Source organism: Novosphingobium sp. BL-52-GroH, assembly GCF_044813085.1.
Taxonomy (GTDB): Bacteria; Pseudomonadota; Alphaproteobacteria; order Sphingomonadales; family Sphingomonadaceae; genus Novosphingobium.
This window is the reverse complement of sequence record NZ_CP171149.1, coordinates 1,667,943-1,682,184: the sequence shown is the minus strand read 5'-3', so window position 1 is coordinate 1,682,184 and position 14,242 is coordinate 1,667,943. Positions and strand designations below refer to the sequence as shown.

12 protein-coding genes are annotated in these 14,242 nt (G+C 65.2%); 3 read left to right on the top strand and 9 right to left on the bottom strand.

All coding sequences use genetic code 11. The annotated features are described in order from the left end of the window. Positions 1–39: 39 nt before the first annotated feature. From ACFFDA_RS07270 to ACFFDA_RS07240, 7 genes are all read right to left on the bottom strand, one after another. Positions 40–1,011: an ABC transporter substrate-binding protein gene (locus tag ACFFDA_RS07270; protein ID WP_404477371.1), complete on the bottom strand. Its 972-nt coding sequence runs from the start codon at positions 1,009–1,011 to the stop codon at positions 40–42. Then, positions 986–3,574: a TonB-dependent receptor plug domain-containing protein gene (locus tag ACFFDA_RS07265; RefSeq protein ID WP_404477369.1), complete on the bottom strand. Its 2,589-nt coding sequence runs from the start codon at positions 3,572–3,574 to the stop codon at positions 986–988. The genes ACFFDA_RS07270 and ACFFDA_RS07265 overlap by 26 nt, the downstream gene beginning before the upstream one ends. A 358-nt stretch (positions 3,575–3,932) precedes the next feature. Next, positions 3,933–4,733 carry a class II aldolase/adducin family protein gene (locus ACFFDA_RS07260; protein WP_404477367.1) on the bottom strand — a complete coding sequence of 267 codons (801 nt, stop codon included), beginning with the start codon at positions 4,731–4,733 and terminating at the stop codon, positions 3,933–3,935. A gap of 155 nt (positions 4,734–4,888) precedes the next feature. Then, a complete protein-coding gene (locus tag ACFFDA_RS07255; protein ID WP_404477365.1) occupies positions 4,889–5,833 on the bottom strand; it encodes a D-isomer specific 2-hydroxyacid dehydrogenase family protein in 945 nt (314 codons plus the stop codon). Positions 5,834–5,837: 4 nt separating this feature from the next. Beyond that, positions 5,838–7,040 (bottom strand): acyl-CoA dehydrogenase family protein, encoded by a 1,203-nt coding sequence (locus ACFFDA_RS07250; protein WP_404477364.1) that lies wholly within the window; start codon positions 7,038–7,040, stop codon positions 5,838–5,840. Further along, on the bottom strand, positions 7,041–8,036 hold the full coding sequence (locus ACFFDA_RS07245) for an ABC transporter substrate-binding protein (protein WP_404477362.1): 996 nt from the start codon (positions 8,034–8,036) through the stop codon (positions 7,041–7,043). 114 nt (positions 8,037–8,150) lie between these two features. Next, the gene (locus tag ACFFDA_RS07240) at positions 8,151–8,372 is read right to left on the bottom strand and encodes a hypothetical protein (RefSeq protein WP_404477360.1); all 222 of its coding nucleotides are present in this window, start codon (positions 8,370–8,372) and stop codon (positions 8,151–8,153) included. A 15-nt stretch (positions 8,373–8,387) separates the two neighbouring features. Here ACFFDA_RS07240 and ACFFDA_RS07235 point away from each other — a divergent pair, with 15 nt between their 5' ends. From ACFFDA_RS07235 to ACFFDA_RS07225, 3 genes are all read left to right on the top strand, one after another. After that, positions 8,388–8,672, top strand: a complete 285-nt coding sequence (locus ACFFDA_RS07235) for a hypothetical protein (RefSeq protein WP_404477359.1) — start codon at positions 8,388–8,390, stop codon at positions 8,670–8,672. Positions 8,673–8,730: 58 nt separating this feature from the next. Beyond that, positions 8,731–10,068: an anti-phage deoxyguanosine triphosphatase gene (locus ACFFDA_RS07230; RefSeq protein ID WP_404477357.1), complete on the top strand. Its 1,338-nt coding sequence runs from the start codon at positions 8,731–8,733 to the stop codon at positions 10,066–10,068. Positions 10,069–10,298: 230 nt separating this feature from the next. Beyond that, positions 10,299–12,467: a M3 family metallopeptidase gene (locus tag ACFFDA_RS07225; protein ID WP_404477355.1), complete on the top strand. Its 2,169-nt coding sequence runs from the start codon at positions 10,299–10,301 to the stop codon at positions 12,465–12,467. A 201-nt stretch (positions 12,468–12,668) separates the two neighbouring features. On the opposite strand, the gene ACFFDA_RS07220 is transcribed toward ACFFDA_RS07225, so the two are convergent. Continuing rightward, complete coding sequence (locus ACFFDA_RS07220; protein ID WP_404477354.1) at positions 12,669–13,151, bottom strand: methylated-DNA--[protein]-cysteine S-methyltransferase; 483 nt, start codon at positions 13,149–13,151, stop codon at positions 12,669–12,671. A 41-nt stretch (positions 13,152–13,192) separates the two neighbouring features. Beyond that, positions 13,193–14,173 carry an alpha-ketoacid dehydrogenase subunit beta gene (locus tag ACFFDA_RS07215; protein WP_404478307.1) on the bottom strand — a complete coding sequence of 327 codons (981 nt, stop codon included), beginning with the start codon at positions 14,171–14,173 and terminating at the stop codon, positions 13,193–13,195. Between the last annotated feature and the right edge of the window lie 69 nt (positions 14,174–14,242).

Below are 14,242 nucleotides of genomic sequence, written 5' to 3'. Positions count from 1 at the left end.
CCCCAATGCGAGGTGGAATAAGTCGGCTTCTCCAACGCCTTATAACTTCAGGAGGTTCGGCTCGATCAACCCCGCCACGTCTACGCGGCGCGGCAGCACGCCGTACAGGGAATGGAAACGGTCGGCCGCCGCCTGCAGCGAAGTGACGAACGCCGCATCGGGCGGCGACAGGCCCGGCCGCTCGCGCGCCGCGATCAAGCGGGCGATGGCCGGGTCCATCCCGGTCTGTCGCGCGTAGAGAGCGGCATAGGCGGCGGGATTTTCGGAGCACCAGCGGTTGGCATCCCGCGAACGGGACAGGAAATCGGCGATCGCGGCGCGCTTTCCCGGATCGGCCAGGGCGCGCTCGGAGACGGTGACCGCCGCGTAGCCCGGGCCGATCCCGGTACCATCGCGGATCACCCGGGCGCCGTCGGCCTCGGCGCGGGCCTGATACGTGCCGAATATGGCCCAGGCGGCGATCTGCCCCGTCGCAAAGGCCGCCGCCGCGTCGTTCGGCAGCATGTAGCCGATGGTCACCGACGAAGGCGGCAGGCCCACTTCGCGCAGGGCCTCCAGCAGGAGATAGTGCGATATGCTTCCCCGCGCACTCGAGACGATCACGTTCCTCCCCGCCAGGTCCTTCACCGAACGGATCGGCGAATCCTTCGGAACGATGATCGCCATCGAGCGGCCGGACCCCTTGTTCACCGCGGCGATCTTGAGACGGCAGCCGGCAGCGGCTGCAAGGATGATGGGAAGATCGCCCGCCGGAGCGGTATCGACCGCACCGGCGTTGAGCGCCTCGAGCAACGGCGCGGCCCCCGGGAAGTTGGCCCAGGTGATGCCGTAAGGCGTACCCGCGAGCCGTCCCGCCGCCGATAGCTTGGTTTCAAGCAAGTGAACCTGGTCCCCGAGCACCACTTGCGTACCCGCTTCGCGGCCCCTGCCACATCCGGACAGCAGGGCGATGCCGCCCGCTGCCCCTGCCAGGAAGCCACGGCGGTCAGAAACTGACTGCGATACGGCCATAATAGTATCCACCATTGGGGTTGTAGGGGGATGGGCCATAATAGCCTTGCCCGGTCTGCGGACTGCCCGGCCCGTTGGTTTCGGGCCTCACGTTGAAGACGTTGGTAGCCCCTACCTGCAGCGTGGCGAACTCGGTCACTTGCGCGGAAACCGAGACGTCGGTGATCCACTTCGCGCCGAAATGGCGGTCATCGCCTGCGGCGGTGCGCTGCGTGTACTTGCCATAGCGCGTAGTCGTCAGCGTCAGGCCGACGATGCCCCTCGTCCAACTACCGTTGAGCACCAGTTTGGTACGTGGATTGATGACCTCGAGTTCGCCGATGCGGTCGCCGCCGAAGAAGGCCGATCCGGTTGCCAGCAGCGAAGCTCCATTGGCCCCGAAAAGCTGCTGCGGCACTGTCGGCAGCTTGTCGATCTTGGTCTCGTTGTAGTTGAACGCCGCATTGAGGTTCAGTTTGCCGAACCCGGCCGGTGATACGGTCCAGTCAGCAACGACGTCGAGCCCGCGCGTCGACGTATCGACGGCGTTGAAGAAATACTCGATCTGCTCGATCCCGGTCAGCCCGTTGGCATTGAGCAACGCCGTGATCCCGGCGCCGTAAAGGCGGCCGGTGCGCTCGATGCGGTTCTTGATCTTGATGTAGTAGCCGTCCGCGGTGATGCTGAGATTGGCGGCCGGTGTGATGACCACGCCCGCGCCGGCATTCCAGCTTCGTTCGGACTTGAGCGGCTTTGCGCCGAACAGAGCGCCGACCGCCGAATCCGGCGTCACCAGCTTGGCCACGGTCGGCGTCAGTTCGGTTAGGCCGCTGGCCGGGTTGAAGACCAGAGCGGTGCGCCCGTCGGTCTGCGCATAGGCGGACTGGGTCAGCGACGGCGCGCGGAAGCCCGTGCCGACGGTGCCTCGGATTGCCACGACCGGGCTGAATTCGTAGCGCGTGTTGAGCTTCACGCCGATCGGGCTACCGGAACCGTCGCTGTAGTGCTCGCCGCGCACTGCCGCGCCAATGTACCAGGCGTCGAGCGGGTATATCCCGAGATCGACATAGCCTGCATAGACGCGGCGCGCCGCATCCGCCTCGTCGGCGGGAGAGAGCACGATGGCACCCTGCACCACCGGCGATGCAGCGACGCCGACGTTCCAGTCGTACTGCTGGTCTCCCGGCTTGAAGACATAGGTGGCAGGCGTATAGGCCAGCGGATCGCCCGCGAAGGTGCGGAAGCGGTCGAGGCGGTACTCCGCGCCGAACGAAATCTGCACCGGCCGCGCCAATCCGATTTCGAACTCGCGCGTCACGTCGAGGTTATGGGTCCACTGGCGGAACTCGAAGTTGGCGAGGTTGGGCCAGGAGGTAGGGCTCGTGGGCCCGAGCGACGGCTTGATCGAGCGCTTGGAGAACTGTCGGCTGCGATTGCGGCCGAAGCTGCTGGAAAGATCGACGCTCCAGCCCGCCAGATTTCCCTTGGCACCGGCTAGGAACTGGAAGTCCCTCTCGTCGATGTTGTTGAGCGGATAGTATCCATCGGGAAACAGCGCGGTGAAGTTGGCGGCGCCGTTCGGCCGGCGGAAGTTGTTGCCGATCTGCACATCGCGCTCGCCATAAGTGCCGAACGAATAGAGCGTGAAGTCGCCCACCGGCAGTTCGCCATTGTAGGACAAGTTGAAGGCCTTGATCTGGGGATCGCCGTTATGTGCGCCGTCGCCGTCCCAGGCGGCGTTGCGCGCGGCGGCCTCTGCGCTGTTGGCCGCCACTTGCGCTTCCGTCTGCCCCGAACTGGCGACCACTTGTGCGACCGAACGGCTGCTGGGACGGCCATAGAGGTTGGTGTCGGTCGCCTTGAGGTTCCACCAGTTGCCGCCGCGCTTGCGGTAGTCGCCGCTCAGGCGCAGGAAACCACCGTCGCCGATCGCGGTGCCGTAGCCGATCTGGCCCTGCCAGTTGTCGCGATCACCATTGCCGATGTACTGGCTGCCATACCGGAAGCTGGCGTCCAGTCCCTCCTTGCGATTGAGCTGGATGTTGATGACGCCCGCGATCGCATCGGTGCCGTACTGCGCCGCGGCCGAATCCTTGAGCACTTCGATGCGCGAGATGGCGCTGGCGGGTATCAGGTCCAGATCGACCGCATTGACGCCGCTGCTGTCCTGCGTGGTATTGGTCATGAAGCCGCTGTTGTGCCGCCGCTTTCCGTTGACCAGCACCAGCGTGTAGGCGGGGCTAAGGCCCCGGTTCGTCACCGGCCGCACGACCGAGAACACCCCGGCGTGGGTCGCGGAGAAATTCAGCGACGGCAATATCTTGGTAAGCGCATCGCCGAACTCCGCGCCACCGGTCGCAGCGAGCTTCTCGCCGTCGACGACGTCGATCGGCGCCGGGCTTTCGGCAACGGTGCGAGGAGCACCGCGCAGGCCCGTGACCACGATGTCGCTGGCCGGTGCGTTCGAAAGGGCCCCGGCATCCGCCGCTGCTGCGCCCTCGTCGGCTTGCGCCGTTTCCGCCATCACGAGAACTGCCGCCGCAGCCCCCAAAAGCAGAATGAACTTGTTACCCCTGATATTCATGTCGCCCCTTCAATAAAGAATTGACCATGGGACTAGGGCAGTCGAATTATGACTTATAATGATCTTTAGAAAGGTACGGATTGAATGATCTTATCGATGTAGATGAAGTTTTACCTGCCGAATTTTTACTTTCATGAAATTCACCACTAATGCTTTCTATTTGGCAAAACATAGATGTGTGCACCATGAAATGCCGTTTGATACCGTTTCGGAAGAGACGCGCGCCAGGCAAGACTGCCGCAATCGGCTTAGGTGGCGCGAACAAATGCGCCCTGGAGCGTTGTGCCACCAGAATGACGCACGTTGCCTCATTGCAAGCTGCGCTCGCAATGACGACCTAATCCAAAGTCATCTCGCCCTAGCTGTCGAAGCCGGGCAGTTCGCGCGTGACGCGGCGCAGCACGGCTTCCCACACGAGCTGGTTGTGCGGCTTGTATCCTTCCTTGGCGGTCGCTGCGGTCGGCCGCGCGGCAAGCTGCCGGCGTGCTTCTTCCTGGGCTTCCTCGGGTGCGATCAGGATATGATCGCGTCCGCCGGCCAGCGCTGCCACTTGGGCGGAACACGCGGCCTCCAACTGGTAGATCCGGCTCCACGCCTCGCCCGGAGTGCTGCCCAGCGCCAGCGTTCCGTGGTTGCGCAGCAGCATCTGGCTGGTATCGCCAAGATCGTGCACCAGCCTCTCGCGCTCGTCGAGGTTCAGTGCCACGCCTTCGTAATCGTGATAGGACAGCTCCGGGATAATCATCAGCGCACGCTGGCTGACCGGCAGCAAGCCCTCGGCGTGCGCCGAAGCGCCCATGCCATCGCGCGTGTGGAAATGAGCTATGTAATGCGCATCGTCGCGCGCTGCATGAATGGCGGAATGGATCACGTAGCCGGCATAGTTGATGCCGTACTCGCTATCCCCGATGATGTTGCCGTCGATATCCACCTTGACCAGGCTCGACGCCGTGATCTCGTCGAACATCAATCCGAACGGGTTGATGAGGAAGTGATGGTCGGGCCCCGGCACGCGTGCGGAAACGTGTGTGTAGAGGAAATCGTCGAAGTGGTAGATCGCGGCAATCCGATAGAACGCCGCCAGGTCCACCCGCACTTTCCATTCCGCATCGGTGATCCCCTGCCGGCCGATCCGTTCATCTGCAAAGGCGGTCGCCATGATGCCTGTTCTCCTCGGGGCGCCGGAATGGCGCACAACAGTCGTTCCCTTTCACAGGACTTCGTCACGTACAGCAGACATTCGAAACCCGCCCAGATCAAACGAGATTTCAGCCCGGGCTTATCAGCCTTGCTGATACTCGCGCGCCCAAGCGCTCAGTAGCCTCGGGCGGGATCGACGATGTCGCTGGGCCGCTCGCCGCGCAAGTAGCGGCTGAGATCGTCCAGCACCTTTTCCAACAGGCGATGCCGCACCCGCAGGTAGTTGCTGGAAATATGCGGCGTCAGGCGCACTTTCGGATGGGTATATAGCCGATGGCCCGCGGGCAGCGGTTCCGGTTCGGTCACGTCCAGCGTCGCAAAGCCGAGCCGCCCGGCGTCGAGGGCATCCAGCAGCGCCTCCTGATCTAGGATCGCCCCCCGCGCCACATTGACGAGATGCGCTCCGGGACGAACGCGGGACAGAAACTCCGCATCGACCAGGTTGCGCGTCTGGGCGGTGGAGGGAAGCGCGAGAATGATGTGGTCCGATCGCGATGCCAGTTCGGCAAGCGTCGCCACGAGTTCAACGCCGGTCACGCCCGGCTGCATTCCAGAACGCCGCACCGCCGCTACATGGGCGCCCAAGGCCAGCCCTCGCCGGGCGACCGCCGAACCGATCGCTCCCAGACCGACGATCCCGATCGTCGTACCAGCAACCTGCCCCAGCGCCTTCGGCCCCCATTCCTCGCGCGAACGAACGGTGGCGGCATCCAGATCTTTCGCCTGGGCATAAATGGCGGCGATCACGTAGTCGGCGATCTCTTCCGAGGCCACGCCGCGCCCGCACGTCACCAGCGGTGCATCGAGCAGCCACTCGGGATAGAAGTCGATGCCTGCGGAACCGCTGTAGACCCATTGCAGCCGGCCCGGCCAGGGATCGGGGCGCGGCGCCGGGCGGCGCTTCCATGTAGGCGAGGGCATGACCAGCAGCACGTCTGCATCCTGCGCGGAAGCCCAGGGCTCATCCGCGGCCGCTTCCACGATCACCGGCCGAGAGGGATGCCGCGCCAGCGCCTCGTTGAAATCGGCATCGAACTGGCTGGCGATGACCAGCGACACCGGCTCAGCCCGCCAACACGGCACGGCCCGCGGCTACCAGCACCGTGTCCGCCTGGGGCGAATGGATGCGGCTGCACAGCACGTCGCGATAGTGACGTTCGAGCGGATTGCGCCGGCTGATGCCAGGGTTTCCGGTCAGTTCCAGACCGATGGCGACGGCCTGGATGGCATTGGCGTTGGCGATGTGCTTGAGCAGGTTGGCCTCGACCGAAGACGGCAGTTCCCCCCGGTCCGCCGCGACCGCGGCATTGTCGACCAACACGCGGTTGGCGTAGAGCAGGGCCTCGATCTCCCCGAACTTCTCCTGGACGCGTGGCAGCGTGGCGAGTGCCGCCCCTAGGTTGGTCGGCACCCGCTCGTTGAGGTAGCCGGCCAGCCAGTCGCGCGCGGCGCGAGCGACGCCGTCGTAGATCGTCGCGATCGCCAGCGCATTCCACAGCGCCTGGCGGCTGCCGTCGCCACTTCCGGAACGCGGTGCCCATTCCTGCGGGCTGCGCACGTCGACGGCGAAATCCAGCGGGCTCAGCACGTCGTCGAAGACGACCTTGTGGCTCACCGTCGCCCGCATGCCCAGGTGATCCCATTCCGGCTCGATCGTGATGCCGGGCGTAGTCGGGTCGACCAGGAAGGTGCCCACCCGTGGCTCGACCTCTTCGGTCCGGGCCCATACCGCGAACCAGTCCAGCCCGGTCGATCCGGTCGAGTAGATCTTCTCGCCGCTGATGCGCCAGCCCTCGGGCGTGCGGCGGGCTACCGTCTTGGGAAGGCCACCTCGCACCGGCGTGCCCAGTTCGGGCTCGACGCGGAAGGTGCCGATCAGGCCCCTGCCCGCCACCGCCTCGTGCGCAAGCCGCTCGTAGAGCGCGCGCGGCCAGCGCTCGGTCTTTTCCGGCGCGGCATGGAAGGCGTACGTCATGAACAGGATGAGCGCGGTCGACGGTTCGCCCCTGGCCACCGCGCCTAGGACGCGCACGGCATCGGCATAGCCACCGCCATGGCCGCCAAGCGTGCGATCGACGGTCAGGCCGATAAGCCCCTCGCGCGCCAGCAGATCAAAGTTCCCGCGCGGGAACTCGCCCGAGCGGTCATATCGCTCCGCGGTGAGCGACAGCGCCGCGGTAATCCGGCGCAGGTCTTCGTCGCTCGGAGTCCGTCGCGCGGTTCCGGCAGGCGTGCCTCTGGTTGCCAGGGCAAATTGGCTGGCCATTCAAACCTCTTTCGCGATGATGCTGTTGTAACGGTCGGTCCAGAGCGGACGGACGTCGACATGGCGGGGAATGAGACCCGCGCCCGTGAATACGTCCGCGACCTCCTGCTGCGATCGGATCGCCTCGGGTGTGACGGGGCGCAGTTGGTAACTCGCGCTCTGGCGGCGAAACTGGTCGCGTATGTAGTCCGCAGGCACGCCGATCTCGCCTGCGATGATCCCGGCCCAGCGATCCCGGTTCCGCGTGGCCCAGGCATATCCTCGGCCGAGAAGTTGCAAGTAGGCCTCGATCTGGCGCGATTTCACGGCATCGGCCAGCGCCTGTTCGTGAGCACAGACGACATAGTTGCCGGACAGAAAGCCGAGCGCGGTCTTGAGGACACGGGCGCCTTCGGTAGCCAGCGCGCGCTGGATCGGAAATCCGTAGATCGCCCAGGCATCGAGCGAACCGCGCGAAAAGGCGGCGGCCCCGTCCGAGACCATCATCGCGATCGGCTCGATGTCGGACCACTTCAGACCGACGGACTCCAGCATCTGTATGAGGAAATACTGCGACGTCGTCGCGCGCACGTAACCCACGCGCTTGCCTTTCAGGCCGGCAAGATCGCGGATCGTCGAACCTGCCGGCACGAGCACGACCTGATTGTTGACGTCGCCATGGTTGACGGCGATCTGGCAGAAGCTCTGCACCGTGGATGCAGCGGCAAAGACGGGTGGAATCTCGCTGGTCCCGCCCAAGTCGAGCGAACCGGCATTGAATGCCTCCACGACCAGATGACCCGACTGGAACTCGGAATAACTGATCGGAAAGTCCGGTTCGAGGCCGGCATGCCGGAATAGGAGGCGGGGATCGCCTTCGCCTTTCCCGGTGATCGATACGCGCAGCGCACCTGCATCCCGCGCGCCGCCCGAACAACCGGCGAGGCCCACGGCGAGAACAGCAGCACCGCCGCGAAGAACGGCACGACGATCCAGATTGATGCCGTCATGGAACATCGCCGACCAAGACCTCCTCGCAGCCGTTTTCGCTCCACGGGTTCTGGTCGGACGGCCGCGCAGCGACAATCGAGTTCTAGCGCATCTTCGTTGAGCAACGCCAATTTCGCCGCTTTACGAGGTGATCCGCTTCAGTTCGATATCGTGGCGGGGCGGCTTGCGCATGATCCTTTCAAGCTGTGCAGTCATGGTGGCCTTGTCGGGAAAGTCGCAGGCGGCCGCCATCTGCGGATCGCGCGCGATGAATCCGCCGACGCGCTCCACCGCCTCGGCGATCGAGCCTTTGCAGGGCAGGATGGTGACGAAAAATCCCGGCGGCTGCAGGTCGAGCAGCATGTAGACCGCCTTGGAGTGCTCAAAGGACCGCCCCTCGCCGCCTTCGCGCAGTTGCAGCAGCACGCGATCCTTGCCACGCGCCTGCCCGTCTGGACGGCGCTGAGCCACCTGTTCCTCGATACCGAACTCGACGCCCACGACGTCGGCCGCATCGCACGAGTCCTCGAGCAGTCGCCCTATGTCACGAGCGAGATCGAAGCCATCCTGCGTGACGAGGTGCTGCCGGCCTTCGGAGGGAACCTGCTGTCAACGTGGGGGATGGTCGAGGACGACTGGCGACGCGTTCGTGCCCTGCTGTGATGATGGCGGAGCTTGCCCTATCAGCCGCCAACTGGAATAGCCGGCCGATGGTGAGAACATGAGCTGGCACGCCCGCCGCGAGAACTGGAGCCCTCAGGCAGAGGACGCACGCGAAGATGGCGACATCGACTATGCCCGCGTCATCCATTCCGCATCGTTCCGGCGCCTCCAGGGCAAAACGCAAATCCTAAACCTCGGCGACAGCGACTTCTACCGCACCCGCCTGACCCATTCGCTCGAAGTCGCGCAGATCGCCGGCGGCCTTGCGCGGCAACTGGCGAAATCCTTTCCCGACCACACCGCGACCGCGCTGCTACCCGAGCGCAGCCTGATCCACGCGATCGGCTGCACCCACGATTTCGGGCATCCCCCCTTCGGCCACGGCGGCGAAGTGGCGCTCAACTACTGCATGCGCGACGCCGGCGGGTTCGAGGGCAATGGCCAGACCCTGCGCATCCTTGCCCGGCTGGAGACTTTTTCGGCCGGCGCCGGCGCGAACTTGTGCAGACGCACCATGCTCGGCGTGCTTAAGTATCCAGTGGCCTGGTCGAGCGCCCGCAATCCCGCGATCGTCCCTGCCCTGCTTGCCGGCCCCTCCACGATCCGCGTGCTAGACCCAGCCTCGTGCAAGCCGCCCAAGTGCCATTTCGACAGCGAACAGGAGGTCGTCGACTGGGTCCTGCAGCCGCTCTCCATGGCCGAACGCGACAAGTTCCAGGCGCTCGAACGCAGCGAGGGGAAACATGCGCGCACCCTCCACAAGTCGCTCGACTGCACGATCATGGATGTCGCCGACGACATCGCCTACGGGGTCCACGACCTTGAGGATGCCATCGCCCTCGGCCTCGTCACCAAGGAGGCTTTCGCCGCCGCCATCGATGGGCATTGCGCCTCGTTCCTCGATGCACTCAAGGAGAAGTACCCCGGCGAAAGCGAGAACGACGTCTTCTCCCTCATGCTCGATGGCCTGTTCGGCGATGCCAACGGCCGAAAGCGCTTCGTCAGCCGTCTCGTCCATCATTTCCTGACGGGCGCCGTCTATGTCGAGACGAGGGGCTTCCGCGAGCCCTTGCTGCGCTGGCGAGTCGCCCTCCAGGGCCCCCGCCGCGCCTTTCTCGACGCGCTCAAGGGCTTCGTCGTGCGCGAGGTCATCGCCAGTCCCGAAGTGCAGCAGCTCGAGTTCAAGGGCCAGGCGATGGTCCTCGCCGTTTTCGAGGCGCTGGCCGCCGACCCGGAGCGGCTGCTCCCCCGTGACGAACGCACCCGCTTCGAGAAGGCGCAGGGGGATGTGCGAGTGATCTGCGACTACGTGGCGGCGATGACCGACACCCACCTGCTCAAGACTTACGAGCGCCTCTTCAGTCCACGCATGGGTTCGGTGTTCGACCGCCTCTGAACGCACGCAACTTGATTGCGCCGGCAAGCCCAATCTCGCGGCTGACGAAACGACGCGAGCCGCCACGGCGCAACCGTTTTTCCTTTGCTTCCTAGCACTTGCAAGCCCCCGGATTCTGCGCTTGAAGCCTGTGCATCGACCGCGCCGGCATCCCCCGTCCGTCGCGCGTCCCGACACGAAAAGGCACTGCGCCGGTCCCTTGCGGGTTGGCGAAGCCAGGAGAAAATTCGATGAAGACCCGGTTCATGGTCGCTGCCGCCCCCCTCGTTCTGGGCGCTGGCCTGATTGGAGGATTGCCCGTGACCGCGCTCGCCAAGGACAAGCCCGCTTCCGCCGCTACGCCCGCGGCTTATGCGGGGCCGTTCGCCCACCCCAGCACCCTGCCCTTCCACGCGCCGGACTTCCCCGCCTACAAGGACAGTGACTGGCAGCCGGCGATCGAAGCTGGCATCGCCGCCAAGCGCGCCGAGATCAAGGCGATCGCCGCGAACAAGACCAAGCCGACCTTCGACAACACGATCGTCGCGATGGAACGCGCCGGCACGCTGTTCGACCGCGCCTACAACGTCTTCGGCCAGCTCACTTCGGCCAACACCAGTGACGCGCTCGATGCCATCGATACCGCGGTGAGCCCGCAGGTCTCGGCTCTCAACGACGACATCTACCTCGACGAGACCCTGTTCGCCCGCGTCAAGGCCGTCCATGACAGCGCCGCCGGCAAGGCGCTGTCCGGCGAGGATGCGATGCTCCTGGCGACCACCTACGACAAGTTCGTCCATCGCGGTGCCCTGCTTTCGGCAGCGCAGAAAGTCGAACTCAAGGCGATGAACCTCGAGATCGCCAAGCTCGAGACCGCCTTCTCGCAAAAGCTGACCACGGCCACCGCAGCCAAGGCCCCGATCTTCGACACGGCGGCGCAGCTCGCCGGCCTCTCCGACGCCGAGATCGCTGCCGCGGCCAAGCTCGCCGGCGAGAAGGGCCATCCCGGCAAGTACATGCTGGCGCTGGGCAACACCACCCAGCAGGCGGCGCTGACCAGCCTGACGAACCGCGCGAGCCGCAAGGCGCTGTGGGACGCCAGCGTCAACCGCACCTCGGGCGGCGACGAATACGACACCACCGCCATGGTCACGCAACTAGCGACCCTGCGCGCGAAGAAGGCCAGGCTGCTCGGCGCGCCTGACTTCGCCACCTACCAGATGTACGACCGCATGGTGAAGACGCCAGCCCAGGCGATGGAGTTCATGAAGGGCTTCGTCCCCGCCCTGCACGCCACGCAGGACCGCGAGGCCGGTATGCTCGAAGCCGCCGCCAAAGCCGACGGGCAGACCGAAGCGCTGGCACCGTGGGACTGGTCCTTCTACGCCGAGAAGGTCCGCAAGGCGAAGTACGACCTCGACGAAAACCAGATCAAGCCCTACTTCGAGGTCTGGCGCACGCTGGAAGACGGCGTGTTCTACGCCGCCAACCAGACGTACGGCCTGACCTTCAAGCGCCGCACCGACCTGCCGGTCTACCACCCGACGATGCGCGCCTACGAGGTCTTCGACGCTGACGGCAAGTCGCTGGCGATCTTCTACTACGACCCCTTCGCGCGCTCCAACAAGAAGGGCGGCGCCTGGATGAACAATTTCGTCGAGCAGTCCTACCTGCTCGGTGAAAAGCCGGTCGTCAGCAACACGCTGAACATCGCTCTGCCTGCCGACGGCGAACCGGCGCTGGCCAGCTTCGACGACGTAGAGACCATGTTCCACGAATTCGGCCATGCGCTGCACGGCTTCTTCGCCAGCCAGAAGTACCCCTCGCTCTCGGGCACCAATACGGCGCGCGACTTCGTGGAGTTCCCCAGCCAGTTCAACGAGAACTTCGCGACGATTCCTTCCGTGCTGAACCACTATGCCAAGCACTACCAGACCGGCGCGACGATCCCGGCGGAGCTGATTGCCAAGATCGAGGCTGCGAAAACCTTTAACCAGGGCCTTGGCCTGGGCGAAACGCTGTCCGCGGCGATGCTCGACATCCAGTGGCACCAGCTCTCGCCGGAGGAAGCCGCGCAGCCGCCGATGGCCTTCGAGGCCAAGGCGCTCGCCGCGACCGGACTGAACACCGACCTGATCCCGCCGCGCTACAAGACGCCCTACTTCCGCCACATCTGGGACAACGGCTACGCTTCCGGGTATTACTCCTACATCTGGACCGAGATGCTGGCCCACGACGGCTGGGACTGGGTCGAAAAGCACGGCGGCATGACCCGCGCCAACGGCGACCACATCCGCAAGTCGTTCCTGGGCCAAGGCCACACCAAGGACTTCGAGGTGCTGTTCCACGATTTCACCGGCCACGACCCGCAAGTCGAGCCGATGCTGGAAGCCCGTGGCCTTGCACCCACGGCGAAGTAAGGCGTGACGTCGTTTGACTGAAAACTCCTCGTCGTTCCCGTGCAAGCGGGAACGACGAGAAGATAATTAAACAAGATCACGCTCCAGGACTTCGGGCGGGATGACTTTTCATGGGATCGTCATTGCGGGGCCCGCGGCAACTCCATCCGGGCGCGCTGGCCCCAGTTGTTTCCTCCCGGCTTTCGTCGGCATACGCTACGCTCAGAGCAGCAGTACATGCCCCTCGAGCGCGAGCAGGCGGGTCTTGGCTTCCAGCCCACCGGCAAAGCCGGTCAGGCCACCTCCGGCACCGATGACCCGGTGGCACGGCGCGACGATCGAGATCGGATTGCGACCGTTCGCCGCGCCGACCGCCCGGCTCGCACTCGGCCTGCCAATCGCACGGGCGAGTGCGCCGTAGCTGCGCGTTTCCCCGAAGGGGATCGCGAGGAGCGCCTGCCAGACGCTTATCTGGAACTCGGTGCCGCGAAAATCGAGCGGCAGGTCGAATGCCTGCAGGCGGCCGGCGAAGTAGGCGCGCAATTGCGTCTCGGTCTCCGCCAGCACCGGATGGTCCCAGCCTGGCGTAATCGAGCGCGTGATCGGCGGCAGGGGCACGCGCCCCGGCCGGTCGTTTTCCCAAAGGATCGCCCGCAACCCGCCATCACCGCCAACCAGCGCCAACTCGCCGACGGGCGACGCCATGCTCCTGAGAAACAATTCAGGTTCCTGCACGCGCGATCCCCTCAGGCGGCCTTCGGCTGAGCCACGCAGGCGCCGACGAGACCCCGTGCCGCATCCATGATGCGTCCGACCGAACGTTGCGCCAGCGTCTCGACGTGCGGGCCGAAGGGTAGGTGACTATCCGCCGTATTCACCCGGGCGACAGGCACCGGCAACCCGTCGCGGGCATGCTTGGCAATGGTCGCGGCGATCTCGCTGGCGGCGCTGCAGCTATCGTGGGCAGGATCGACGCAGATCGCGCGGCCGGTCTTGCGCACCGAACGCACGATCAGTTCGCGGTCGAGCGGCACCAGTGTGCGCGGATCGATCACTTCGAGCGCAATGCCTTCCACCTGGAGCCGCCGCGCCGCTTCGAGGGCGATGTTCACCGCGCCTGCGATGGCCACAACAGTCACGTCCCTGCCCTCGCGCCGGATTTCTCCCCGACCGAGCGGGAGGATGAAGTCGCGGTCGTGTGGAACGTCGCAGGAGGTCGTCCAGCAGGTCGAATCCTCGAACGACATCACTGGCCCCTCGTCGCGCACGGCAGCTTTCAGCAGGCCCTTCATGTCGTGCGCGTTCGACGGTGCGATGACCGTCAGCCCCGGCATGTTCATGAAGATCGGATAGGGCCTTTCGACGGGGCCCGCCGGATCGGCCTCCCCGTAGAACAGGCAGGAGCGCACTACCATCGGCAGGATCGCGTCCCCGCCGTAGATGAACCGCGACTTCGCCACGAACGAGCAGATCTGGTCCATGGCCGGAAACCGGAACGAGGTGATCGTCGCGTCGACGATCGGGCGCAGCCCACCCATCGCCGCGCGCGCGGCGACGCCGATCACGCCGCGGTCGCAAACCGGCTTGTCGCGCACGCGCCCCGCACCGAAGCGCTCGACGAAGCCGGTGATGGTGCCGTTGACGTCGCGGCGCAAGTCCTCGCCCATGACGAGGACCCGCACGTCGCGCTCCATTTCTTCGGCCTGCGCCTGGCGTATGGCCTCCAGGTAGGTGATTTCCGCTATGTCGCATTCCTTGACCGGAGCGCGATCAAGCGCGTCCCGATCAAGGTCGAT